Raw genomic sequence first — 24,992 nt, forward strand, 5'->3', positions numbered from 1 at the left:
CACGATAGTCCTGCTTATAACCCTTCCGGTTATATGTTATCTGGTGTGGTTATTCGTTAAACTACGGCGGTTGTCGCGGCGACAGAAGTGGCTGCGCACCCGAATGATGGCCCGCGATGGGGCCAGAACGGGCCGCCGTATACGAACGCGACACCAACGGAAGGAGTGAGCATGTCAGCACCAACTATCGACTGGGATTTGGCCCTAATCCAGAAATATAACTATTCCGGGCCGCGTTATACGTCATACCCCACCGCGCTGGAGTTCTCCGATGCCTTCGGCGAGGCTGATTTCCAGCAGGCTGTCGCGCGCTATCCTGAGCGTCCGCTGTCGCTCTACGTCCATATTCCGTTCTGCCACAAGCTCTGCTACTTCTGCGGCTGCAATAAAATCGTTACCCGTCAGCAGCACAAAGCCGACCAGTATCTTGACGCGCTCGAACAAGAAATTGTGCATCGCGCGCCGCTGTTTGCCGGTCGTCACGTCAGCCAGCTGCACTGGGGCGGCGGGACGCCAACCTATCTGAATAAAGCGCAAATAAGCCGCCTGATGACCCTGCTGCGCGGCAATTTCAGTTTTAACGTCGACGCTGAAATCTCGATCGAAGTCGATCCGCGTGAAATTGAGCTGGATGTACTGGATCACTTACGCTCCGAAGGCTTCAATCGTCTGAGCATGGGCGTGCAGGATTTCAATAAAGAGGTTCAGCGTCTGGTGAACCGCGAGCAGGACGAAGAATTTATCTTTGCCTTACTCAATCACGCGCGTGAGATTGGTTTCACCTCGACCAATATCGACCTGATTTACGGCCTGCCAAAGCAGACGCCGGAAAGCTTCGCCTTCACCCTGAAGCGCGTGGCCGAACTCAACCCCGACCGCCTGAGCGTCTTTAACTATGCGCACCTGCCGACCCTCTTTGCCGCCCAGCGCAAAATCAAAGATGCCGATCTTCCTTCTGCCCAGCAGAAGCTGGATATCCTGCAGGAAACCATCACCTCGCTGACCGAAACCGGCTATCAGTTTATCGGGATGGATCACTTTGCTCGTCCGGATGACGAGCTGGCGATTGCGCAGCGTGAAGGCGTTCTGCACCGCAACTTCCAGGGCTACACAACCCAGGGCGATACCGATTTGCTGGGGATGGGCGTCTCCGCTATCAGCATGATTGGCGACTGTTACGCGCAGAATCAGAAAGAGCTGAAGCTTTACTACCAGCAGGTTGATGAAACGGGCAACGCGCTGTGGCGCGGTATTGCGTTAACGCGCGACGACTGCATCCGGCGCGATGTGATTAAGGCGCTGATCTGCAACTTCCGTCTCGATTTCAGCGACGTTGAGTCGCAGTGGGATCTGCACTTCAGCGATTATTTTGCGGAAGACCTGAAGCTGATTGCACCGCTGGCGAAAGACGGGCTGGTGGATGTGTCGGAGAGCGCGATTGAGGTCACGCCGAAAGGGCGTCTGTTGATCCGTAATATCTGCATGTGCTTTGACGCGTATCTGCGTCAGAAAGCGCGACTGCAGCAGTTCTCGCGGGTAATTTAAACTGCAATGCCGGGTGGCGGCTTCGCCTTACCCGGCCTACAAAAGTGCGAAATGTAGGCCGGGTAAGCGAAGCGCACCCGGCTTTTCATCGCCAACTCGCTAGCTAAACAGCCCCACCAGCGCCGCACACAACATAGCCGCAACGGCTGTTTGTGGCGTGTGGCTTTCAGCGGCTCCGCTAGAGAGCATATTCACGATTGTTTCCAGCATGATGTTCACCCCCAATTTCCGGGCACGATCATACAAAACTCATCGGAACAGTAAAGCGCAAAATAACGGCAATTTGCGCTCAATTAATAACCTTTACACAGCGGCGTGCGATCACTCCATTCCCAGCTCTTTAAGCTTGCGCGTCAGGGTATTACGTCCCCATCCCAGCAGGCGAGCGGCTTCCTGCTTATGACCCTGCGTATGACGAAGCGCGGTGGTTAACAGAGTACGCTCCATCTCTGGCTGAGCTTCAGACAGCAGGTTTTGATGACCGGAACGCAGCGCGCGGTCGGCCCACTGCGCCAGCAGCGTCGCCCAGCTGTCCGGCAGCGCGTGCGCGGTACTGCTTTCAGGCGCGGTCGCTTCAAACAGCTCGGCCGGTAAATCCTGAATCAGCACTTCCTGCCCGGCGGCCATCACTGTTAACCAGCGACAGGTGTTTTCCAGCTGACGCACGTTGCCCGGCCACGCCAGACGCGTCAGAGCGGCATCGGTTTCCGGGTGAAGCTGCTTGGCTTCCACACCCAGCTCGCGGGCGGCCACCTGCAGGAAATGACGTGCCAGGCGGGGAATATCTTCCCGACGCTCACGCAGCGGCGGCAGATGAACGCGGATGACGTTAAGACGGTGGAATAAATCCTCACGGAATTTTCCTTCCTGAACGCGTTGCTCCAGGTTCTGGTGGGTCGCGGCGATAATGCGCACGTCCACCTTTACCGGCGCATAGCCGCCCACGCGATAAAACTGCCCGTCGGCCAGCACGCGCAGCAGGCGTGTCTGGACATCCAGCGGCATATCGCCGATCTCATCCAGGAACAGCGTACCGCCGTCAGCCTGTTCAAACCGCCCCTGGCGAATGGTATTGGCGCCGGTAAATGCCCCTTTTTCATGGCCGAACAGTTCGGACTCAATCAAATCCTTCGGGATCGCCGCCATATTCAGGGCGATGAACGGCGCTTTTGCCCGCGGGCTGTGGCGGTGCAATGCATGCGCCACAAGCTCTTTACCGGTTCCCGACTCACCGTTAATCAATACGCTGATGGACGAGCGGGATAAACGACCAATAATGCGAAACACGTCCTGCATCGCCGGCGCTTCACCGATGATATCTGTGGTTGGCCCAAAATCGGGCGCGTGGCGCGGCTGTTGCTGCTCCTGATAATGACTAATCGCGCGCTCAACCAGCGCCACCGCTTCGTCGATATCAAACGGTTTGGGCAGGTAATCGAACGCCCCTTGCTGATAGGCGCTCACTGCGGCATCCAGATCGGAGTGCGCGGTCATTATGATGACCGGAAGCATAGGGTGGCGTTGTTTGATCTGCTTTAACAGCGCCAGCCCGTCCATGCCCGGCATACGAATATCCGAAAGCAGAACATCTGGCGTTTTGGTGGTGAGTGCGTCGAGCACTTCGCTGCCGCTCTCAAACGTCGTGCAGCTTAATCCTGCCCCTGTGAGCGCGCGTTCAAGCACCCAACGGATGGAGCTATCGTCATCGACTACCCAGACTATCCCTCGTTGCATAAACGTCACCTTTATTTTTTAATCGGCAGGAAAACCGAAAACTCGGTATGTCCCGGCCAACTGGTAAATTCAATTTTCCCGGAGTGTTGATCGATCAAACTGCGGGCAATGGATAAGCCCAGGCCGGTTCCGCCTTCGCGACCGCTTACCATCGGGTAGAACAGGGTATCCTGCAGATGCGATGGAATGCCGGGCCCGTTATCCTCAACGTCGATTCGGGCCGCCAGCCGGTAGCGCACGCCGTGTAACGTGAGCTGGAAGGCGGTGCGGGTGCGTAAAATAATCTCACCGCCTTCAGGCCCCAGCGCCTGCAGGGCATTACGCACAATATTCAACAGGACCTGCTCAATCTGGTCCGGGTCATGGGCCAGTTCCGGCAGGCTTGGGTCGTAATCACGTACCAGCGTGACGTTCTCCGGCAGCTCCATTGAGACGAGCTTCACCACCCGCTCAGCCACTTTATGGATGCTTTCTGTGACGTGCATTCCCGGCTGCTGCGGACCGAGAAGACGGTCTACCAGATTCCGCAGACGGTCCGCCTGCTCAATGATGACGTTGGTATATTCCGCCAGCGCGGGATCGGGCAGCGCCTTGGTCAGAAGCTGCGCCGCGCCGCGTAATCCACCCAGCGGGTTTTTGATTTCATGCGCCAGACCGCGCACCAGGTCACGGGCGGCAATCTGCTGCGCATGCTGAAGCTGCTCCTGGCTCAGTCGACGCTGATTATCCATCGGCGCCATTTCCAGCAGGATCAGACCTTCGGGAAGACGTTGCGCGGTTAGCGACAGAATGTGCGAGCGCCCGTCGATCACTAGCGTGACTTCGTTATCGGTAAACCCCTGGCCAGCCTGCAAACTTTCCTGCATCAGGCCAATATTCAGTGAAAAATAGCTCAGGAGTTCAGGAAGCGGGGTGCCGAACAGTTTACGTGCGCTTTGGGCGAGCAGCTGCTGTGCGGCCGGGTTGGCGTAATGAACGGCCAGCTCGTCATCGACCAGCAATATGCTGTTAATCAAAGAATTGAGGATCTGCCCAGCATCGGGCAGCGTGCCAGTTGCCATTCAGCAGTCTCCTGGAGTCGTTTGCACTAATTTAGTGCAGTATAGCGTTTTCGGCGTAAAAAGCGCGTGAGATCAGGTTGTTGGTGGAGAAAAAAGCCCATCCGGAGATGGGCTAAAAGTTTCCACGGCAACTACCCCCGGCGCTTATCACGCCGGGTAAAACAACTTTAATTAAACGCTGTAGTACAGCTCGAACTCAACCGGGTGTGGCGTCATACGCACGCGGTCGTTCTCTTCCATACGCAGGGCGATGTAAGCATCGATAGCGTCGTCAGTGAATACGCCACCTGCAGTCAGGAACTCGCGGTCTGCGTCCAGCGCCTGCAGGGCTTCTTCCAGAGAGCCAGCCACCTGTGGGATCTCTTTCGCTTCTTCTGGCGGCAGGTCGTACAGGTTTTTGTCCATCGCTTCGCCCGGGTGGATCTTGTTCTTGATACCGTCCAGACCGGCCATCAGCAGTGCAGCGAAGCACAGGTATGGGTTAGCCGCTGGGTCCGGGAAGCGAACTTCGATACGACGCGCTTTAGGAGAAGCCACCACCGGGATACGGATAGAAGCAGAACGGTTACGTGCAGAGTAGGCCAGCATCACTGGCGCTTCGTAGCCCGGGACCAGACGCTTGTAGGAGTTCGTGGTTGGGTTCGCCAGGGCGTTGATCGCTTTAGCGTGTTTGATAACACCACCGATGTAATACAGCGCCTGCTCGGACAGACCGGCATATTTGTCGCCAGAGAACAGGTTGGTACCGTTCTTGGACAGAGACATGTGGCAGTGCATACCGGAACCGTTATCGCCAAACATTGGTTTTGGCATGAAGGTCGCGGTTTTACCGAAACGGTGCGCAACGTTGTGCACAACGTATTTGTAGATCTGAATTTCGTCCGCTTTTTTGGTCATGGTGTTGAAGCGGGTTGCCACTTCGTTCTGACCAGCAGTCGCCACTTCGTGGTGGTGAGCTTCAACAACCAGGCCCATCTCTTCCATCACCAGACACATGGTGGAACGAATGTCCTGTGCAGAGTCGACCGGAGGAACCGGGAAGTAACCGCCTTTCACGCCAGGACGGTGACCTTTGTTACCACCTTCGTATTTGGTGGAAGAGTTCCATGCGCCTTCGATGTCGTCGATAGCCACGTGGGAGCCAGAAATAGAGGCACCGAAGCGGATGTCATCGAACAGGAAGAATTCTGGCTCTGGCCCGAACAGAACGGTGTCTGCGATGCCGGTAGAACGCAGGTACTCTTCAGCACGTTTCGCGATAGAACGTGGGTCGCGGTCGTAGCCCTGCAGCGTGCCTGGCTCGAGGATGTCGCAACGGATGATCAGGGTTGGTTCTTCGAAGAACGGATCAATGACCGCAGTGGTCGCATCTGGCATCAGAACCATGTCGGATTCGTTAATGCCTTTCCAGCCACCAATGGAGGAGCCGTCAAACATTTTGCCTTCTTCAAAGAATTCGGCGTTCACCTGATGAGCAGGGATTGTGACGTGCTGTTCTTTACCTTTGGTATCGGTGAAGCGCAGATCAACAAACTTCACTTCATGTTCGTTCAGCATCGTCAAAACGTGTTCAGCGGACATACTTAACTCTCCAGATTGGTCATTGTCGTCGTGGTAACGAGGTCTTCAATTTCTGTTTGTACTGGCTGGTGCCATGTATTTTTTATAAAGCGAAATCTGTGCCAACTTTTAAATCACCCCAAAAAGGCGTTATCATGCGCACCATAGTGCAAAAGGGCTGCACCACAATGGATTTGTTGCACCAGTATAGTGCTTCAATGTGAACATTGAGCACCATATTGGTGCAATTTACGTTAAAGTGCCCTTTTACCGCTCCGTGAAAGCGATCACAAAGCATCTCTGCAATACTTGTTTGCGGGGGATGTTTGTGATCCTGTTTTGTAGTGCGATTAATCCGTGTACAATAACGCGCTATTTCTAAATGCCTGAGGCAAAGTTGTGATCGAAAATTTGCGTAACATCGCCATCATCGCGCACGTAGACCATGGTAAAACTACCCTGGTTGACAAGCTGCTGCAGCAATCCGGTACGTTTGATGCGCGTGCCGAAACCCAAGAACGCGTGATGGACTCCAACGATTTGGAGAAAGAGCGTGGGATTACCATCCTCGCGAAAAACACCGCGATTAAATGGAATGACTACCGTATCAACATCGTTGATACCCCAGGGCACGCCGACTTCGGTGGTGAAGTTGAACGTGTAATGTCCATGGTAGACTCCGTTCTGCTGGTCGTTGACGCAATGGATGGCCCAATGCCACAGACGCGCTTCGTGACCAAAAAAGCTTTTGCCCATGGTCTGAAGCCAATCGTTGTTATCAACAAAGTTGACCGCCCTGGCGCGCGTCCTGACTGGGTTGTTGACCAGGTCTTCGACCTGTTCGTTAACCTCGATGCGACCGACGAGCAGCTGGACTTCCCTATCGTTTACGCCTCTGCGCTGAACGGTATCGCAGGTCTGGACCACGAAGACATGGCTGAAGACATGACCCCGCTGTATCAGGCGATTGTTGACCGTGTTCCTGCGCCAAACGTCGATCTCGACGGCACCCTGCAGATGCAGATCTCTCAGCTCGACTACAACAACTACGTTGGCGTAATCGGCATTGGTCGTATCAAGCGCGGTAAAGTGAAGCCTAACCAGCAGGTTACTATCATCGATAGCGAAGGCAAAACCCGTAACGGTAAAGTCGGTAAAGTACTGACTCACCTGGGTCTTGAGCGTATCGAGAGTGACGTTGCGGAAGCGGGCGACATCATCGCTATCACCGGTCTGGGTGAACTGAACATCTCCGACACCATCTGCGATCCGCAGAACGTCGAAGCGCTGCCAGCTCTGTCCGTTGATGAACCAACCGTATCCATGTTCTTCAACGTCAACACCTCTCCGTTCTGTGGTAAAGAAGGTAAATTCGTTACCTCTCGTCAGATCCTTGACCGCCTGAACAAAGAGCTGGTGCACAACGTTGCGCTGCGCGTTGAAGAAACCCAGGATGCCGATGCATTCCGCGTTTCTGGTCGTGGTGAGCTGCACCTGTCTGTTCTGATCGAAAACATGCGTCGTGAAGGTTTCGAAATGGCGGTTTCCCGTCCGAAAGTAATCTTCCGCGAAATCGACGGCCGTAAACAAGAGCCGTTCGAAAACGTAACGCTGGACGTTGAAGAGCAGCATCAGGGTTCTGTGATGCAGGCTCTGGGTGAGCGTAAAGGCGACCTGAAAAACATGAATCCAGATGGCAAAGGCCGCGTACGTCTCGACTACGTGATCCCAAGCCGTGGTCTGATCGGCTTCCGTTCAGAGTTCATGACTATGACCTCCGGTACCGGTCTGCTGTACTCCACCTTCAGCCACTACGACGACGTTCGTCCGGGCGAAGTGGGCCAGCGTAACAACGGCGTGCTGATCTCTAACGGTCAGGGTAAAGCGGTTGCGTTTGCGCTGTTCGGTCTGCAGGATCGCGGTAAGCTGTTCCTGGGTCACGGTGCTGAAGTTTATGAAGGCCAGATCATCGGTATTCACAGTCGTTCTAACGACCTGACCGTAAACTGCCTGACCGGTAAGAAACTGACCAACATGCGTGCGTCCGGTACTGACGAAGCAACGGTTCTGGTTCCACCGATCAAGATGACTCTGGAGCAGGCTCTGGAATTCATTGATGATGACGAACTGGTAGAAGTGACTCCACAGTCAATTCGTATCCGTAAACGTCACCTGACCGAGAACGATCGTAAACGTGCTATGCGCGGTGCGAAAGAAGAGTAATACGGTCAATCTATAGGCCGGGTAAGCGCATGTGCCACCCGGCAGGTAAAAAGCCGCTGATCCCTCAGCGGCTTTTTTATTCGATGATCGCCAGAATTCTTCATTTCCTGGGGCGTTATGTCCCGAAGCTATCTCTTTCCTGCGAAATTGACCGATTAGGGTAACTCTGCTCCATTTATCACGAACACCCGATCTGCCGATGAAATCGTGGTTTCGCGGTGCGCGATAATAATCCTGGTGATGTTCATCGCCTGTATAGACTGATTGACCTGACTTTCACTGGTTTTATCAAGGTGGCTGGTCGCCTCGTCCATGAATAAAATACCCGGTTTGCGGTATAAAGCCCGGGCAATATAAATCCGCTGTTTTTGACCCCCGGACAACCCTTCCCCAAGTTCACCAATCAGTGTCTCGTAACCCATTGGTAGCTTTAAAATGTCATTATGAATATGGCTTGCGATGGCGCATTGCACCATCCATTGCTCGTCAATGTCAGGCCGAAAACCGGCGATATTCTCTTTGATAGAGCCTGAAAACAACTTATCTTCTTGCATGATACAGGCAATGCGTTCAGCATAATGCTCAAAACCAAGTTGCCTAATATCAATGCCATTAATTCGGACGCAGCCGTTCGACGGTTCGAATAAACCGCACAACACTTTCATCAAGGTGCTTTTACCTGCACCCGATACGCCCGTGATAGCAATACTCTCCCCGGCATGAACGGTCAGATTCAGTTTGCTGAATATAGGGTCCGCATGGTTATCATATCGGTAGGTCAGATCCTGAGTTTCGAGCGTTAAGGCTCCGTGTGGTAAACGCAGCGGACTAGTGGCCGTTGAAGAAGATGCTTCCTGCAGCGCAATATCGGCAACGCGTTCATTATGTAAGTTGATGAGCTTCAGCTGAATGATAAAGTTGATCAGGGCATTTATTCGGTCATAGAACTGACTCCTAAAGGTATTAAACGCGATAAACATACCGATGGTTAAATGACTATCCATCATCAGTCTGCCGCTAACCCACAGGATAACAATTTGGTCGCAGGCGGCGATAAAAGAGACGACACCACCAAAGAAGAGATCCATTCGCGTCAAACGAATGCCGGTATTGACCTTATCTGAAAAAAGATTAAACCAGTTATTGATTCTCAGGTCAGTCATCCCCTGAATCTTAATCGTCGCGATACCGTACAGGGTTTCCATAAAATAAGAATTAAGACGTGCTTCCTTGATTAACTCTTCTTCGGATAACTGGCGATAGTATCGATAGGTAGCAAATCGAATGAAGGTGTATATTGCGGTAAAAGATACCACTATCATGCTGAGCTGCAGGTTGTATAAAAACATCATTACCAGCAAACCCATGAGCATTAGCGTATCAATAATGCTACCAGTTAAACCTGTGGTAAAAGTGGCCCGTATAACATCAAGCGAGTGGAAACGAGACTGAATGTCCCCCAGTTTGCGTCTTTCAAAATAGGTGGTCGGTAGCTTAATAAGGTGAGAAAAGAGGCTAAAACTCCACTGGACGTCGATGAGTGTTCCCAGTATCAGCGTGGTCCAGGAGCGAATGATACTGACCGTCAAACGTAACAGAATCAGAATAAACAGCCCAAGACAGATGATATTAAGTAAACCGTAATCTCCGGATGCAATGACATTATCCGTGACTAATTGTGTTCCCACAGGCAACAGCAGGCTGATCAACTCAATCACCAGCGATAAGAAAAATATCTTCGCCAGTGATGTCATCAGTCCATTGATATTCTTTAATAACGTGGTGGCTTTTAACCTGTTTTGCTTCTTTTGAACTGAGAAAGTGGTTCCCGGCCATACCTCAAGCACAACACCAGTAAAATGTTGGGACAATTCAGGCATGCTAATCACCCGTCGTCCAAACGCAGGGTCGTGGATCACCGCGCTGTTCTTATCGACCTTAATCAGTACGACAAAATGGTTAAAATCCCAATGCAATATGCAGGGCTTACGCACGGCATGTAATTCCTGAAGGTCCACGGACAATGCGCGTGACGACATCTCCAGTTCACTGGCAATTGCTTTTATCGCATGGAGGTTGACCCCACGTGATGACAAATTGAATTGTTGCCGGAGTTGCAGTAGATCGACCTGCTTGCCATAAAAACTGCATATCATTGAAAGACAGGCCAGGCCACATTCGGACGCTTCAGTTTGAAAGACAACTGGGATGCGTTTAAATATTCTCAGATCCAACTTGCGCAGCAGCGTCTCAAGTGTATAAAGTTTATTCATTACCCGCGTCCGTTACGCTCATTTTCATTTCGTAAAAGGGCGATAATAACCACTCATAGATATGTCTCTTTTCAAGGAAAAGAGAAATCTGCGCTTTAGCTCCCTGGCTCAGTGAGAGTTGTTTTCCATGAACTTGCACAGACTGTAGGTCAGGTTTGATCATGATTTTGTACCAGGACTTTTTATCGTCATAGAATTCGTGTGCGATGGTCTGTTTTGACAGAAGTTCTGGCTTCGATGCCGGAAGCCTGGATATTGCTGATATTGATGCCCTGAACTGACCAAATTTTTCATAAGGAAAGGCGTCGTAACTGACATTAACGCGCTGGCCAATCGCCAGATAAGGAAGAACTTCATCCGGAACCCAGGTTTCGAGATAGCATGGTGAATGGATATTCTGCTGAACTCGCGCTAGTACATCGCCTGCGCCGATCATCTTACCTTGCGCCGTATTGATGGAGTCGATTAAGCCATCGGCTGTTGCCTCGATGACATAATTACCTTCCGCTTCTGTATTTAACTTTTCTTTTTCCAGCTCGTATTTTTGTTGCTCAAGCTGGTAAATCTGATGGTCATAATCAGCGCCCTGGGACTGGATTTGCTGATTGAGCGTATCGACCTGAACCTGGTCTTGTGATTTTCTGGCGACCAGGTCAGAAACATTGCTCTGCTGTTGATAGAGTAGTGCGTTTTGACTGCTCATCTGGTCTTTGGTGACTAGACCTTTTTCCTGATAACTACGGTAATCGTTAACGTTCTTCTCAATCTGATGCAGTTCCCGCTCAGCCTGCACGAGTAATCCTGATGAGGTATTAAAACTGGACTGATAATGATCTTTTTGAGTCATCAGCGCGTTGAGCGTACGTTTTTTCGAAGAGTTCAAATTTGCCATCATTACGCTGATACTGTTTATCTGTAGCGCGATCTCCTTTTTTTTATTCTCATCAACCAGGCCTGATTGCGTCGATACACCCGAATGAATGAGAAAGAGAGCGTCACCTTTTTTTACGCGATCGCCTTCATTAACAAAACTCTTCACGACTGTACCCTGCATTGATGCAGAGATATTCACTGAGCCAGGGAAAGTGGTTACTTCACCGTGAACGATGACGCGACGGGTATAGGAACCTTTGGTAATAAAAATAGAAATGGAAGCAATAAACACAATGCTGAGCAATATGATAAAAGCAAAAGGGATGCCCGGCAGAAGAACGGCTTTCCCTTCCCACCGGGTACTCTGATATTCAATAGCTTCCTTGCGAAACATATCTGGCCTCTTGCAGGGTGGAAATAGCCGCTAAATATCAGCGGCTATGAGTTATAATGATTCAGGAATTAATGTCTACCGTGATCATTACCCTGGCGGCCACCACCACTTTTCGAACCACCATTACCTTTTGATGAACCACCGCTTTTACCACCAACGTTAACCGAGCAACCACCGCTAAAGGATGTGCTTTCAGAGTGAGAACCATCTTTATTAGTGGTGCTGGTGTGAGAATAGCTGCCATTACAACCAGCACTACCACCACCGAACATCCCACCAATCGCACTACCGATAGAACCCCACATTCCTGCACCGCTGACGCTACTTAATTCACTTTCATTGAGTTCACGCATTATTAATGTTCCTTGCAATAGTGAGCAAAAGGTATACCCATAATATCCATAGACTTTTTCCATACCATTTCACCATCCGTGAATGAAATGTTTTTTACGCCAAAACGCGTAAAATCCTTTTCGCTGTACGTCGACAGACCTGTGTCTGGATCACCTATATTTTCTTTTTGCCCGCAAAGTGGCATCATCCATGACACATTTATATCTTTGTAGAATGCTTTATCCGTTTTTCTTATTTCTGAGAAAATGCGATCTGTTATCGTTGTGTCTGTATTGATTTCTCCGTTAACTGTAGTTGTTAACTTATTGTCATCAGAATTAGGTGACCCATGGAAACCAATAATAGAACCATAGTTGATGATTTTGTTTTTTGCCGCTGGGAAAAGATAGTTAGCACAGGAAGAAAGGCATAATCGCCTGACCTCAATGTTAATTTCTTTATCACGAATAATTCGTGCTATTTTGATTGCAGTTTCGACATCGCCGCCACCACTGTTTATCGATATTGTTCTGACAGGGATAAAGTTTTTTTGGATAAGTCCCACAATGATTTTGTCATCATCTTTGGATATGTTTCCGTCGATATATAACGTATCAAAAACGAGGTGGGTTGAAGATTTTGGTTCAAGCCCTTGCTTCACAATTAATTGGCTAGAGAGTTGATATAAAATATCTCTGCTGGCTTTTTTAAATTGGTAGGCATTGTATGAATAAATAGCGAAAGCGCAGAGTATTGCTATTAAAACGGCACTGAGGACGTATCCCTTTTTAATCTTCACGAAAGTGCAGCTCCATGTGTAAAGTAATGTAAACTTAGCATTATAAAAAAGAAGATAAATAGAGTATTTGTATCTAAATGTAAATTTAAGTAAAGTAAACTTGTTGCGATTTCTCGCAAAGCCGCGAGAAATGGGATTGCCATGGCAAAAACTGGGGAATATGGTGATGAGAAAAAATTTTATGGAAGCGCTTTTCTATAATTTTTGCAAAATGATCTAAAACATATATCTTCGCAAAAACGCACTTAAATAAAACCCATCCCTCCTATCGCCCGGAAGCCAATATCATCTTCCAGGGCTAAATTTTTGTTCTTCATACTGCTCCCTCTCAGCTGAATCTCGTGCATAGCCAAACTTTATCTTTCCCGCTACAGTTATCTCTCCACGGCGAGCAGGAGATAACCATGCTTTATATCTTTGATTTAGGAAACGTAATCGTCGATATCGATTTTAATCGCGTGCTGGGTGCATGGAGCGACTTTAGCCGCGTTCCGCTGGCGACACTGAAGCAAAATTTCGCGATGGGCGAGACCTTCCATCAGCATGAACGCGGCGAGATCGACGATGAAGAATTCGCTGAACGTTTCTGTCAGGAGATGGATCTACCGTTGAGCTACGAACAGTTTTCACACGGCTGGCAGGCAGTATTTGTCGCCATCCGGCCAGAAGCGATCGACATCATGCATAAGCTTCGCGAGCAGGGCCATCGGGTCGTTGTGTTGTCAAATACCAACCGTCTGCACACCACGTTCTGGCCTGAGGAATACCCTGAAGTTAAGGCGGCGGCCGACAAGATCTATCTTTCGCAAGAGATGGGGATGCGTAAGCCTGAAGCGCGAATTTATCAGGCTGTTCTGCAGTCAGAGGGATTCACCGCGGCCGATGCGGTCTTTTTCGACGACAACGCCGATAATATAGAGGGAGCTAACCAGTTAGGTATAACGTCAATTCTGGTGACCGGAAAAGAGACGATACCAAACTACTTTGCGAAGCAGCTATGCTAAAAACCGTTCATCAAAAAGCCACGCATCATACTCGCCCGCTGAGGGCCTGGCTGAAACTGCTCTGGCACCGTATTGATGAGGACAACATGACCACGCTGGCGGGTAACCTCGCCTACGTGTCGTTGCTCTCATTAGTGCCGCTGGTAGCGGTCATCTTTGCCCTGTTTTCCGCCTTTCCGATGTTTGCGGACGTCAGCCTGCAGCTTCGTCATTTTGTCTTCGCGAATTTCATTCCTGCAACCGGGGATGTCATCCAGAACTACATCGAGCAGTTTGTTGCTAATTCCAGCAAGATGACGGCAGTAGGGGCGTGCGGTCTTATCGTCACGGCGCTGCTGCTGATGTACGCCATTGATAACGCGCTGAACACGATCTGGCGGAGTAAAAAAGCACGACCAAAGGTGTATTCATTTGCCGTGTACTGGATGATTCTCACGCTGGGGCCGCTGCTGGCCGGGGCGAGCCTGGCGATCAGTTCGTATCTCCTTTCCTTGCGCTGGGCGAGTGATCTAAACGGCGCTATTGATAATGCGCTTCGCATCTTCCCGCTGATCCTGTCGTGGCTCTCGTTCTGGCTGCTCTATAGCGTCGTGCCGACCACGCGCGTGCCTAACCGCGATGCGGTTGTGGGGGCGCTGGTGGCGGCGCTGCTTTTTGAGCTCGGTAAAAAAGGGTTTGCGCTCTACATCACCATGTTCCCGTCTTATCAGCTGATTTACGGCGTGCTGGCGGTGATCCCCATTTTGTTTGTCTGGGTCTACTGGACCTGGTGTATCGTCTTGCTTGGTGCCGAAATAACTGTCACTCTCGGTGTGTACCGCGAACTTAAAAAAGCAGCAGAAGCTGAAAAACAATTAGAAGCAGACCAACCATGATTGCATTGATACAGCGCGTAACCCGTGCCAGCGTCACCGTGGAGGGAGAGGTGACGGGTGAAATTGGCCCAGGACTTTTGGTGTTGTTAGGTGTCGAAAAGGATGACGACGAACAAAAAGCCAACCGCTTGTGTGAGCGCGTGCTGGGCTACCGTATTTTCAGCGATGCGGAAGGCAAGATGAACCTGAACGTCCAGCAGGCGGGCGGCAGCGTGCTGGTGGTTTCCCAGTTTACGCTGGCAGCGGATACCGAACGCGGCATGCGCCCGAGCTTCTCTAAAGGCGCCGCGCCGGATCGTGCAGAAGCACTATACGAGTACTTTGTTGAGCGTTGTCGCCAGCAGGAAATGAATACGCAAACCGGACGATTCGCTGCAGATATGCAGGTTTCGCTGGTGAACGATGGCCCCGTCACATTCTGGCTCCAGGTATGAGCCAACTGGCGGCGTGGCCGCGGGTAACAAGAGAGAGTACAGCTATGTATCACCTTCGAGTACCGCAAACGGAAGAAGAGTTAGACGCTTATTACCAGTTCCGCTGGGAAATGCTGCGCAAGCCACTGCATCAGCCAAAAGGATCTGAACGCGACGCCTGGGATGCGATGGCCCACCATCAGATGGTGATGGACGAAGAGGGTAACCTCGTCGCCGTCGGGCGCTTGTATATCAACGCCGATAACGAAGCGTCGATTCGCTTTATGGCGGTTCATCCCTCCGTTCAGGACAAAGGTCTGGGAACGCTAATGGCGATGACCCTTGAGTCCGTCGCCCGTCAGGAAGGCGTTAAGCGCGTGACCTGTAGCGCCCGCGAAGATGCCGTAGAATTTTTTGCCAAGCTCGGTTTTGTGAATCAGGGGGAAATCACAACCCCGCAAACCACGCCGATCCGTCATTTTTTGATGATCAAACCCATCGCCACGCTGGATGATATTCTTCATCGCGCCGACTGGTGTGGACAGCTGCAGCAGGCCTGGTATCAGCACATTCCGCTCAGCGAAAAAATGGGCGTCCGCATTCAGCAGTACACCGGACAAAAATTTATTACCACCATGCCGGAAACCGGCAATCAGAACCCGCACCACACCCTGTTTGCCGGAAGTCTGTTTTCCCTCGCGACGCTCACCGGGTGGGGTCTCATCTGGCTGATGCTTCGCGAGCGTCATCTGGGCGGAACCATCATTCTCGCCGATGCCCACATTCGCTATAGCGCACCGATAAGCGGCAAGCCGAGCGCCGTGGCCGATCTGGGATCACTGGGTGGCGATCTCGACCGCCTGGCACGCGGCCGCAAAGCCCGCGTACAAATGCAGGTTGAACTGTTTGGCGATAAAACACCGGGTGCGGTGTTTGAAGGGACCTACATTGTTCTTCCGGCGAAGCCCTTCGGCGCGTATGAAGAGGGTGGGAACGAGGAGGAGTAATCTTCTGTTCACTCTCCTCGGGCGTGCTTAATCCGCCCGGCGATATCCCGCATAACGTCTCGCGCTGACTGGCTGACGCCGCCAAGCTGAAAGAAGCCATGGATGACGCCCAGCCAGCGCTGAGCAGTACATTTCACACCCTGCTCAGTCAGATGCTGATACAACATTTCTCCCTCATCGCACAGCGGATCGTACTCTGCGGTAATGATGTGCACTGGCGGAAGCCCGTAAAAATCATCGCGCCATAGCGGGCTGGCTTCCGGATGCTGGCGGTCAGTCTCTGCGAGATACATTTCATACCCGCTGAGCAGGGTATCGCGCGTGATAATATAATCCGTGCCATTAAGGGCATAACTTTCAAAGCTGGCCGTGGCGTCGAGCATAGGATAGATAAGAATAAGCTGCACAGGTTGCCACAGCTTTTTAACCTTAAGCCTCAGCGCCGTTACCAGCGCCAGATGCCCTCCTGCACTGTCTCCACAGAGGGTGAGCCTGTTCTTATCCACGCCTAATTTGTCCGCATACTGCCAGACCAGATCTGCACTTCTTTCAGCATCGTCATGTGCGGCGGGGAAGGTATGCTCTGGTGCCAACCTGTACTGAACCGCAACGATCCGGCAGTTTCCTTTAAACGCCAACTGGCGAAGCTGATTATCATGGGTATCAAAACCACCGCTAACAAAACAGCCGCCGTGATAGTAGATGGCAGCAGGTAGTGTTTCTGGTGCATTGAGGGGCGAAAATACCCGAAAGGTCATACCTTCAAGAACATGCGTTTCAACCTGGACGCGCGTTTCTGTCTTCCCGGCCAGTTCTGTGCTGGCGACATACCCGGCCCTCCGGTCATCAATATCTTGCTTTCGCGAGGAAGGTCTTCCTGCAGCAATAAAATCTTGAACAAGCTTATCAATACCCTTTTCAAGAGCCATGGCGGCGTCCTTTTGCTGTATGCATACACAGTCTTATAACCTGGTTTAATGCAGAAGAAAACATCAGATTGTGTGAAACCAGTGATCTGGAAAACGGCTCGCAGAAACCAACATCACTTGATGAAACAGATGGATAAGTAACCAAAATCGCAATAACGTAACTTATATTAGGGGTACGTCATTGACGTACATTGGATGTTTGCTACTATAAGCCAATGGCGTATAACTTATGCTATTCATTGAAACGGATATTTTCACAGAAGACGTCAAAACGTTACTGGATGACGACGAATATCATAGGTTCCAGGTATTCCTGGCTACGCAACCGGAGTTCGGCGATCTTATCCAGAATACGGGAGGCCTGCGAAAGATTCGCTGGCTTGCTGGCGGTAAGGGGAAGCGTGGTGGAGTCAGAGTCATCTATTTTCATCGTACGCGTGAGTATGAAATTAGACTGCTGCTCATCTATCGCAAAGGAATCAAAGATGACCTTTCTGCAAGTGAGAAAGCCATTCTGAAAAAGGTGATTGAGAGGTGGTAAATGGATAAGGCGCTGTTTGAGCGATTAACCCAAAGCATGGCGCAAATGAACGAAATCGCCGAGGGCAAACGTGAGCCATCGCGAACCTTTCAAATCGATGCGATAAAAATTAAAGAAATTCGTCAGGCGTCCGGGCTATCGCAGAGTAAATTCGCGAATTTAATTTCTGTTAGTGTCGATACACTGCGTAACTGGGAACAAGGCAGGCGTTCACCTACAGGCCCGGCTAAAGCGCTGCTGCGGGCTATTGCCAACGATCCGCAACATGTTATCCCTGCACTTTCGCAGTAATTAGCCCAGCAGCAAAGAGCTGACCGGGCTAAATGGAAATTACTCCCCTTCACCTGGGAACAGGAACGGGTTGATCGAGCTGCGGGCAAAGCCCTCCTGCTCCATCTTCGCGTCCAGAATCAGCGAGGCGAGATCGTCGGCCACCGCTTCGACTTTCGGGTCTTTTTCCTGATACAGAATCTTCAGGTAGGTCCCGCAGTCGCCGCAGCTTTCCGCTTTCACCGCGGCTTCTTCATTTTCCAGCGACCAGTAGTTGAGATCGCGGGTCTGCTCGCAGTTGCTGCACTTGATGCGCACCACGTGCCACTCGGTTTCACACAGGTTGCAGTGCAGATAGCGCAGCCCCTGAGTGGTGCCGATTTGCACCATGCTCGATACCGGCATGGAGCCGCAGACCGGGCAAAACTGGCGCGCCTCGCCGTATTCGGCGCGGGCTTTGCCCGGGATCAGGCTGGCCATTTGCGCCCAGTAGAGCGACAGCGCAGCCCAGATGAACGGTGCTTTATCGCTGCTGACCAGAGAGAAGTCGGAGGCAAACAGCGCGCTCGCCATCTCTTCCAGCTCCAGGTCAGAGGCTTTTTCCAGATTCTCAATGACCGCCAGCGCGGTGCCGCTCATCTCCGGCTTCAGCTCGGCAATCAGCGAATGCAGCAGCTTTTGCCAGTGCTTGTCGCGCGGCAGGACGTGAATGTCCAGCGGCGGCTTGCCCTGCGCGTTGGCTTCTTTGATGCGCGCGGTCAGATCCATTTGCAGCGGGTGGTCGTACAGCACCACTTCCTGCGCGTGGGCAACCAGCGCGGCAAAGCGCAGAAAATCGCCCAGCGGGTTGTTCTCTGCCAGCTCGCGCAGACGCTCTGCGCGGCGGTTGTAGAGGTTCTTGAGTCTGGGGAATAACAACGGCGGAATATAATCCGCCGTGCGTTTCTCGCTCGACCCCAGCTCATCTTGCGGGATTATGCGAATACTCATTCAGATGACTTTTCCTGTTTCTGGCGGACCTCACGGTACCAGCGCGGGTGATGTTTCTTCGCCCACGTACTGGTTACCCATCCTTCCACCATCGCGGTAATGGTGCCTTTCACCCAGAGGGCGGCGTAGATATGCACCATGATAACCACAATTAACGCCACTGCGGCAAATGAATGCAGCATCAGCGCGAATCGGATCACCGGGATTGAGAAAGCAGGCGCAAAGTACGGACGCCAGATGATCACGCCGCTCACCAGCAACAGGACCAGGAAGATAATCGCCGCCCAGAATACGCATTTCTGGCCGAAGTTATAACGCCCGGTATCACCCACTTCTTCGTTGACGACGATCTTACGAATATTCTTCGCCCAAAAGATATCATCCCGATTGATTAGGTTATGGTGCCAGTAGCGGAAAAACATGATGATAAACGACGCGAACATGATGACGCCCACAAACGGGTGCAGAATACGCGCCAGCTGTGGTGTCCCCATGATCTGCATCAGCCAGTTGAAGGATGGGAAGAAGAACCCCAGCCCGCTTATCGCCGCCAGCATGAAGCAGAAGGCGGTGACCCAGTGGTTGATGCGTTCCGGCGCGGTGTAGCGCACGATGGTGTCACGTTTTCTCATTTGCGCACCTCGTCTTTCTCTTCATGCAGGTTGTCGTCTTCCTCTTCCGCGCGGTTCGGACCAACGCCGACGTAGTGGAAGATGCTCGCTGCGAAGGTGGCAGCAAAACCGACCGCTGCCAGCGGTTTCCAGATGCCTTTCCAGAACTTCACGGTGGCGCTGATTTCCGGATTCTCCGGCAGGCCGTGATACAGGTTCGGCTTGTCGGCGTGGTGCAGCACGTACATGACGTGCGTACCGCCAACCCCGGCCGGATCGTACAGGCCCGCGTTGTCGTAACCACGGGTTTTCAGCTCGCCCACGCGCTCTGCCGCCAGCGTTTTCATATCCTCTTTGGAGCCAAAGTGGATAGCGCCGGTTGGGCAGGTCTTCACGCACGCTGGCTCCTGGCCGACGGTGACGCGGTCAACGCACAGCGTGCATTTGTAGACGCGGTTGTCTTCCGGGTTCAGGCGCGGAACGTCGAACGGGCAGCCCGCGATGCAGTAGCCGCAGCCGATGCACTGTTCGGACTGGAAGTCGACGATGCCGTTAGCATACTGAATGATAGCCCCTTCTGACGGGCATGCCTTCAGGCAGCCCGGATCCGCACAGTGCATACAGCCGTCTTTGCGAATAAGCCATTCCAGTTTGTCGTTCTGCTCCACTTCCGAGAAACGCATCACCGTCCAGGACTTGGCGGTCAGGTCCGCCGGGTTGTCATACACCCCGACGTTGTGACCCACTTCGTCACGCAGGTCGTTCCACTCTGAACACGCCACCTGACAGGCTTTACAGCCGATACAGGTGGTCACGTCGATAAGCTTCGCCACTTCCTGCTGGTGGTCTCGCGCCTGAGGCGCGGGCGTGAAACTGTTAGTCGCGGAACGACGGATAATGTCTTGAGATTGATAAGCCATAAGTCGTCTCCGTTACACCTTTTCCACGTTCACGAGGAAGGCCTTAAACTCCGGCGTCTGCGTGTTCGCATCGCCAACGAACGGCGTCAGGGTGTTTGCAATGAACCCCTTCTTCGCCACGCCCTCATAGCCCCAGTGGATCGGAATACCGATGGTATCAACCTGCTGACCGTGAACGTTCAGCGTGCGGATACGCTTGGTCACCACCGCCTTGGCTTTAATATAGCCGCGGTTAGAGGAGACCTTCACGGTATCGCCATGGGCGATGCCGAGCTTGCCCGCCAGCTTCTCGCCGATCTCCACAAACTGTTCCGGCTGCGCGATGGCGTTAAGCAGCGCGTGCTTGGTCCAGTAGTGGAAGTGCTCGGTCAGACGGTAGGTGGTGCCCACGTACGGGAACTTGTCCTTTTTACCCAGCGCTTCGAAATCGCCCTTAAAGATACGGGCTGCCGGGTTAGAGACCACGTTCGGGTGCAGCGGGTTGGTGCCCAGCGGCGTCTCAAACGGCTCGTAGTGTTCCGGGAACGGACCTTCCGCCATCTTATCGATAGCAAACAGGCGTCCCATCCCTTCAGGCTGCATGATAAACGGCCCAACGTCGCTGCCCGGTGCGGCAGTGCTGTAGTCCGGAATATCCACGCCGCCCCATTTCGCGCCGTCCCACTTCAGAAGCTGACGCTTCGGATCCCACGGGTTGCCCTGCGGGTCAGCGGATGCGCGGTTATAGAGGATGCGGCGGTTGAGCGGCCATGCCCATGCCCAGCCCAGCGTATTGCCGAGGCCCGACGGGTCGGCGTTATCGCGGTTGGCCATCTGGTTGCCCTTCGGCGTCCAGCTACCGGCAAAGATCCAGCAGCCGCTGGAGGTCGTGCCGTCATCGCGCAGGTGCGCGAAGGTGCTGAGCTGATCGCCTTTCTTCGCCAGCACGGTACCGGTGGCCGGGTCGATAACGTCCGCCAGCGCCTTACCGTTGCTCTCCATCGCCACTTCTTCCGGCGCTGGGTTTTCCGGCGTCGAGTAGTTCCAGGTCATGTTCAGCACCGGTTCCGGGTTCGCGCCGCCTTCTGCCGCATACATCTTACGCAGGCGTAAGAAGATGCCGGCCAGGATCTCGCCGTCATTCATGGCGATGCCCGGGGCGTCCGCGCCTTTCCAGTGCCATTGCAGCCAGCGTCCGGAGTTGACGATAGAACCGTTCTCTTCCGCGAAGCAGGTAGACGGCAGACGGAACACTTCGGTCTGAATCTTCGATGGATCGACGTCGTTCGATTCACCGTGGTTCTGCCAGAAGGTTGAGGTTTCGGTATTGAGCGGGTCAATCGTCACCAGGAACTTCAGCTTCGACAGAGACTCAACAACCTTGTTCTTGTTCGGGAACGAGGCAACCGGGTTAAAGCCCTGGCACAGATAGCCGTTCACTTTGCCCTGGTGCATCATCTCGAAATACTGCAGAACGTCGTAGCCTTTGTCCCACTTCGGCAGCCAGTCAAAGCCCCAGCTGTTTTCCGCCGTCGCTTTGTCGCCGAAGAAGGCTTTCATCATTGAGACGAAGAACTTCGGATAGTTGCCCCAGTAGTTCACCTGGCCTTCGAGCAGCGGTTTAGGCGTGCTGGCCGTCAGGTAGGTTTGCAGATCGGTCTGTTTCTCGCTTGGCAGGTTCATGTAACCCGGCAGGCTTTGAGACAGCAGGCCGAGGTCGGTCAGACCCTGAATGTTGGAGTGACCGCGCAGGGCGTTCACGCCGCCGCCTGCCATCCCCATGTTGCCGAGCAGGAGCTGAACCATCGCCATGGTACGGATGTTCTGCGCACCGATGGAGTGCTGCGTCCAGCCGAGGGCGTACAGGAACGACGCGGTTTTGTCCTTCGCGCTGGTTTCGGCGATCAGCTCGCACACCTTCAGGAAGTCTGCCTTCGGCGTCCCGCAGATGTTTTCGACAACCTCCGGCGTGTAGCGGGATACGTGCTCTTTCAGCAGGTTCCACACGCAGCGCGGGTGTTGCAGGGTGGTATCGCGCTTCGCAAAGCCTTTTTCATCCAGCTCGTAGTTCCAGCTGGTTTTGTCGTATTTGCGTTTTTCGGCGTCGTAACCGCTGAACAGGCCATCTTCGAAGTGGTAATCCTCACGCACGATCAGGCTGGCGTTGGTATAGGCTTCGGTGTATTCGCGGTTATATTTTTCGTTGGTCATCAGGTACAGCAATACGCCTGACAGGAAAGTGATGTCAGTACCTGAACGAATAGGGGTGTAGAAATCCGCCACTGACGCAGTACGCGTAAAGCGGGGATCGATCACAATCAGTTTCGCACCGTTGTGGATTTTGGCTTCCATCGCCCAGCGGAACCCGACAGGGTGCGCTTCAGCGGCGTTACCGCCCATCACCACAATGAGGTTGGCGTTCTTGATGTCGACCCAGTGGTTGGTCATCGCACCGCGACCAAATGTTGGAGCAAGACTTGCTACCGTTGGTCCGTGTCAGACACGCGCCTGGTTGTCGACCGCGAGCATACCGAGTGCGCGCGTAAATTTCTGGGTTAAATAACCGGTTTCGTTGCTGGAAGCAGAGGCACACAGCATCCCGGTGGAGAGCCAGCGGTTGACCGTAACGCCGTCGGCGTTCTTCTCAACAAAGTTGGCATCGCGGTCTTCTTTAATGTGTTTTGCGATGCGGTCGAACGCCTCTTCCCAGCTGATTTGCTGCCATTTGTCGGAGCCAGGCGCGCGATATTCCGGGAATTTGAGGCGGCTTTCGGAGTGGATAAAGTCCACCAGACCGGCCCCTTTCGGGCACAATGCGCCGCGGTTGACCGGATGATCCGGGTCGCCTTCGATATGGAAAATAGACGCTTTGGCGTTTTTAGCACCGTCGCCGAGGCTATACATCAACAGCCCGCAACCGACAGAGCAGTACGTACAGGTATTACGGGTTTCACGGGTGCGCAGCAGTTTATACTGCCGCGTTTCCGCTAGCGCTACGCCGGGCGCAAAGCCCAGTGCCGCTGCCGTGGTGCCTGCCATACCGCCAGCGCAGATCTTAAAGAACTGCCTTCTGCTGACCTGCATGGGTCACTCCTTGTTTCGACATTGCTTACATATGTAGTTTTGACTTCGCGGCTGAAGAATGACCGCAAAGGAAAAAAATTTGCGTTAATCCCTCAATTCCACGAGGGATATCATCAGAATACCACAATGTCGGTACAGCTGTTCTAATGGCGTTAATACAAAGTGAACGTATTATCACCATGTTGATTATAAAGTGTGATATCGATCACATTAACAGCTCCGCTTGTTAAAGGGGTGTAGCGGGTGTCGGGTTGCACCCCTTCTAAATGAGTAGGAGAATGATTGTTGAAAAGTTGATCCATACTATGCGTAACGCCTGTGGATTATGCTGCAATAGCAGGCTCACCTCCGTGGTTGTTCAGGAATACCGCTGTGTCTAAACAAAACCGTGCTCCCCACTCGTCACCACTGCCTGCGGGCATTGTGGAACTGTCGGTACACAGACCGCCCCACATCACCCATGCCACGCCGGATTTTCTGGCGGAAGAGGTGCCCGTTGCGCTCGTTTACAACGGTATCTCCCACGTGGTGATGATGGCTTCGCCGAAGGATCTTGAGCTGTTCGCCATCGGTTTTTCCCTCTCGGAAGGCATCATCGACCATCCGCAGGAGATCTACGGCATGGACGTGGTGCAGGCGTGCAACGGCCTTGAAGTGCAAATCGAACTCTCCAGCCGCCGCTTCATGGGGCTGAAAGAGCGCCGCCGCGCGCTGGCCGGGCGCACCGGCTGCGGCGTCTGTGGCGTTGAGCAGCTCAATGATATTGGCAAACCCGTTGCGCCACTGCCGTTTACTCAGACCTTTGATCTGGCTCACCTCGACCATGCGCTCGAGCACCTGAACGATGTACAGCCCGTCGGCCAGCTGAGCGGCTGCACGCACGCGGCGGCGTGGGTGTTGCCGTCGGGCGATATTGCCGGCGGACATGAGGACGTTGGCCGCCACGTTGCGCTGGATAAGCTGCTCGGTCGCCGGGCGCGTGAAAGTGACGTCTGGAAGCAGGGGGCGGCGCTCGTTTCCAGCCGCGCCAGCTATGAGATGGTGCAAAAATCCGCGATGTGCGGTGTGGAAATCCTGTTTGCGGTCTCAGCCGCAACGACGCTGGCGGTGGAGGTGGCGGAGCGCTGCAACCTGACGCTGGTGGGCTTCTGCAAGCCGGGAAGGGCGACCGTTTATACCCATCCACAGCGGTTAATGGTTAATCAATAATTTTGAATGATAATAGCAAATCCTTCCGCTTTTAGTTGTTCAGGATGAGGGCTAGTATTTATCTCATCAAGGCACGGTGCCTTACCTAAACAACTTAATGAAAGGGTTTATATTATGAAAAGCATCAAAACTTTTGTCGCTGTAATCGCTCTGGCTACTTCTTTCGGTTCTTTCGCTGCACAGACCGTGACCGCAACCGCGTCAACCATTGATGGCGCAGAAGCGAAAATCGCGGCTCAGGCTCAGGAAGCCGGCGCGTCATCTTACAAAATTACCCAGGCGTTCTCAGGTAACCGCGTACACATGACTGCTGAACTGACTAAATAAGCCGTCACACCGTCGAAAGAGCGCCCCCGGGGCGCTTT

General features: G+C 52.8%; 23 protein-coding genes. 10 read left to right on the forward strand and 13 right to left on the reverse strand.

Annotated elements, in window-relative coordinates; translation table 11 throughout:
* Positions 1–171 precede the first annotated feature (171 nt).
* On the forward strand, positions 172–1,545 hold the full coding sequence (gene hemN, locus P346_RS01255; protein ID WP_032662685.1) for an oxygen-independent coproporphyrinogen III oxidase: 1,374 nt from the start codon (positions 172–174) through the stop codon (positions 1,543–1,545).
* A gap of 99 nt (positions 1,546–1,644) precedes the next feature.
* Here hemN and P346_RS23380 read toward each other — a convergent pair whose 3' ends face one another.
* From P346_RS23380 to glnA, 4 genes are all read right to left on the reverse strand, one after another.
* Positions 1,645–1,755, reverse strand: a complete 111-nt coding sequence (locus P346_RS23380; protein WP_023333898.1) for a YshB family small membrane protein — start codon at positions 1,753–1,755, stop codon at positions 1,645–1,647.
* A 111-nt stretch (positions 1,756–1,866) separates the two neighbouring features.
* Positions 1,867–3,279 carry a nitrogen regulation protein NR(I) gene (gene glnG / locus P346_RS01250; protein ID WP_032662687.1) on the reverse strand — a complete coding sequence of 471 codons (1,413 nt, stop codon included), beginning with the start codon at positions 3,277–3,279 and terminating at the stop codon, positions 1,867–1,869.
* 11 nt (positions 3,280–3,290) lie between these two features.
* Positions 3,291–4,340, reverse strand: a complete 1,050-nt coding sequence (gene glnL / locus P346_RS01245) for a nitrogen regulation protein NR(II) (protein ID WP_008501857.1) — start codon at positions 4,338–4,340, stop codon at positions 3,291–3,293.
* 171 nt (positions 4,341–4,511) lie between these two features.
* Entirely contained in the window at positions 4,512–5,921 is a 1,410-nt protein-coding gene (gene glnA / locus P346_RS01240; protein WP_023309763.1) for a glutamate--ammonia ligase, read from the reverse strand.
* A 378-nt stretch (positions 5,922–6,299) separates the two neighbouring features.
* Here glnA and typA point away from each other — a divergent pair, with 378 nt between their 5' ends.
* The gene (gene typA / locus P346_RS01235; RefSeq protein WP_023333895.1) at positions 6,300–8,123 is read left to right on the forward strand and encodes a ribosome-dependent GTPase TypA; all 1,824 of its coding nucleotides are present in this window, start codon (positions 6,300–6,302) and stop codon (positions 8,121–8,123) included.
* A 155-nt stretch (positions 8,124–8,278) separates the two neighbouring features.
* Here typA and P346_RS01230 read toward each other — a convergent pair whose 3' ends face one another.
* The 4 genes from P346_RS01230 to P346_RS01220 all read right to left on the reverse strand — a co-directional run bounded on the left by P346_RS01230 (position 8,279) and on the right by P346_RS01220 (position 12,795).
* Positions 8,279–10,396, reverse strand: a complete 2,118-nt coding sequence (locus P346_RS01230; RefSeq protein WP_032662689.1) for a peptidase domain-containing ABC transporter — start codon at positions 10,394–10,396, stop codon at positions 8,279–8,281.
* On the reverse strand, positions 10,389–11,663 hold the full coding sequence (locus tag P346_RS01225; RefSeq protein ID WP_032662691.1) for an HlyD family secretion protein: 1,275 nt from the start codon (positions 11,661–11,663) through the stop codon (positions 10,389–10,391). The genes P346_RS01230 and P346_RS01225 overlap by 8 nt, the downstream gene beginning before the upstream one ends.
* A gap of 68 nt (positions 11,664–11,731) precedes the next feature.
* A complete protein-coding gene (locus P346_RS23385; protein WP_152537880.1) occupies positions 11,732–12,016 on the reverse strand; it encodes a hypothetical protein in 285 nt (94 codons plus the stop codon).
* Positions 12,017–12,018: 2 nt separating this feature from the next.
* A complete protein-coding gene (locus tag P346_RS01220) occupies positions 12,019–12,795 on the reverse strand; it encodes a hypothetical protein (protein ID WP_032662693.1) in 777 nt (258 codons plus the stop codon).
* 404 nt (positions 12,796–13,199) lie between these two features.
* Here P346_RS01220 and yihX point away from each other — a divergent pair, with 404 nt between their 5' ends.
* The 4 genes from yihX to fabY are packed head-to-tail and all read left to right on the forward strand — an operon-like array spanning position 13,200 to position 16,094.
* Positions 13,200–13,799 carry a glucose-1-phosphatase gene (gene yihX / locus P346_RS01215; protein ID WP_032662695.1) on the forward strand — a complete coding sequence of 200 codons (600 nt, stop codon included), beginning with the start codon at positions 13,200–13,202 and terminating at the stop codon, positions 13,797–13,799.
* Positions 13,793–14,674 (forward strand): virulence factor BrkB family protein, encoded by an 882-nt coding sequence (locus P346_RS01210; protein ID WP_032662697.1) that lies wholly within the window; start codon positions 13,793–13,795, stop codon positions 14,672–14,674. The genes yihX and P346_RS01210 overlap by 7 nt, the downstream gene beginning before the upstream one ends.
* Positions 14,671–15,108: a D-aminoacyl-tRNA deacylase gene (dtd, locus tag P346_RS01205; RefSeq protein WP_008501836.1), complete on the forward strand. Its 438-nt coding sequence runs from the start codon at positions 14,671–14,673 to the stop codon at positions 15,106–15,108. Before P346_RS01210 ends, dtd begins: the two co-directional genes overlap by 4 nt.
* A gap of 44 nt (positions 15,109–15,152) precedes the next feature.
* Positions 15,153–16,094, forward strand: a complete 942-nt coding sequence (fabY, locus tag P346_RS01200; RefSeq protein ID WP_023309755.1) for a fatty acid biosynthesis protein FabY — start codon at positions 15,153–15,155, stop codon at positions 16,092–16,094.
* A gap of 8 nt (positions 16,095–16,102) precedes the next feature.
* Here the strand turns inward: fabY and P346_RS01195 are convergent, their stop codons facing one another.
* Complete coding sequence (locus P346_RS01195) at positions 16,103–17,023, reverse strand: alpha/beta hydrolase (RefSeq protein ID WP_032662699.1); 921 nt, start codon at positions 17,021–17,023, stop codon at positions 16,103–16,105.
* A gap of 229 nt (positions 17,024–17,252) precedes the next feature.
* Between P346_RS01195 and P346_RS01190 the strand changes: the two genes are divergently transcribed.
* Together P346_RS01190 and nadS are read left to right on the forward strand one after the other, a co-directional pair.
* Positions 17,253–17,564, forward strand: coding sequence for a hypothetical protein (locus P346_RS01190; RefSeq protein ID WP_032662701.1), 312 nt, complete (start codon positions 17,253–17,255; stop codon positions 17,562–17,564).
* Positions 17,565–17,855: a NadS family protein gene (gene nadS, locus P346_RS01185; protein ID WP_032662702.1), complete on the forward strand. Its 291-nt coding sequence runs from the start codon at positions 17,565–17,567 to the stop codon at positions 17,853–17,855. It begins immediately after the preceding gene.
* A gap of 39 nt (positions 17,856–17,894) precedes the next feature.
* Here the strand turns inward: nadS and fdhE are convergent, their stop codons facing one another.
* Genes fdhE through fdnG form a run of 4 tightly spaced genes read right to left on the reverse strand, consistent with a single transcriptional unit; the run spans position 17,895 to position 23,418 of the window.
* Complete coding sequence (fdhE, locus tag P346_RS01180) at positions 17,895–18,824, reverse strand: formate dehydrogenase accessory protein FdhE (protein ID WP_010436850.1); 930 nt, start codon at positions 18,822–18,824, stop codon at positions 17,895–17,897.
* The gene (gene fdoI, locus P346_RS01175; RefSeq protein ID WP_008501832.1) at positions 18,821–19,456 is read right to left on the reverse strand and encodes a formate dehydrogenase cytochrome b556 subunit; all 636 of its coding nucleotides are present in this window, start codon (positions 19,454–19,456) and stop codon (positions 18,821–18,823) included. Before fdoI ends, fdhE begins: the two co-directional genes overlap by 4 nt.
* The gene (gene fdxH, locus P346_RS01170) at positions 19,453–20,355 is read right to left on the reverse strand and encodes a formate dehydrogenase subunit beta (protein ID WP_010436855.1); all 903 of its coding nucleotides are present in this window, start codon (positions 20,353–20,355) and stop codon (positions 19,453–19,455) included. The genes fdoI and fdxH overlap by 4 nt, the downstream gene beginning before the upstream one ends.
* Positions 20,356–20,367: 12 nt before the next feature.
* A complete protein-coding gene (gene fdnG, locus P346_RS01165; RefSeq protein ID WP_121423257.1) occupies positions 20,368–23,418 on the reverse strand; it encodes a formate dehydrogenase-N subunit alpha in 3,051 nt (1,016 codons plus the stop codon).
* Positions 23,419–23,790: 372 nt separating this feature from the next.
* Between fdnG and fdhD the strand changes: the two genes are divergently transcribed.
* Together fdhD and P346_RS01150 are read left to right on the forward strand one after the other, a co-directional pair.
* Entirely contained in the window at positions 23,791–24,627 is an 837-nt protein-coding gene (gene fdhD, locus P346_RS01155) for a formate dehydrogenase accessory sulfurtransferase FdhD (protein ID WP_032662705.1), read from the forward strand.
* 114 nt (positions 24,628–24,741) lie between these two features.
* The gene (locus P346_RS01150) at positions 24,742–24,954 is read left to right on the forward strand and encodes a DUF1471 domain-containing protein (protein ID WP_023309747.1); all 213 of its coding nucleotides are present in this window, start codon (positions 24,742–24,744) and stop codon (positions 24,952–24,954) included.
* Positions 24,955–24,992 lie beyond the last annotated feature (38 nt).

Source organism: Enterobacter sp. DC1, assembly GCF_000568075.1.
Classification (GTDB): Bacteria; Pseudomonadota; Gammaproteobacteria; order Enterobacterales; family Enterobacteriaceae; genus Enterobacter; species Enterobacter asburiae.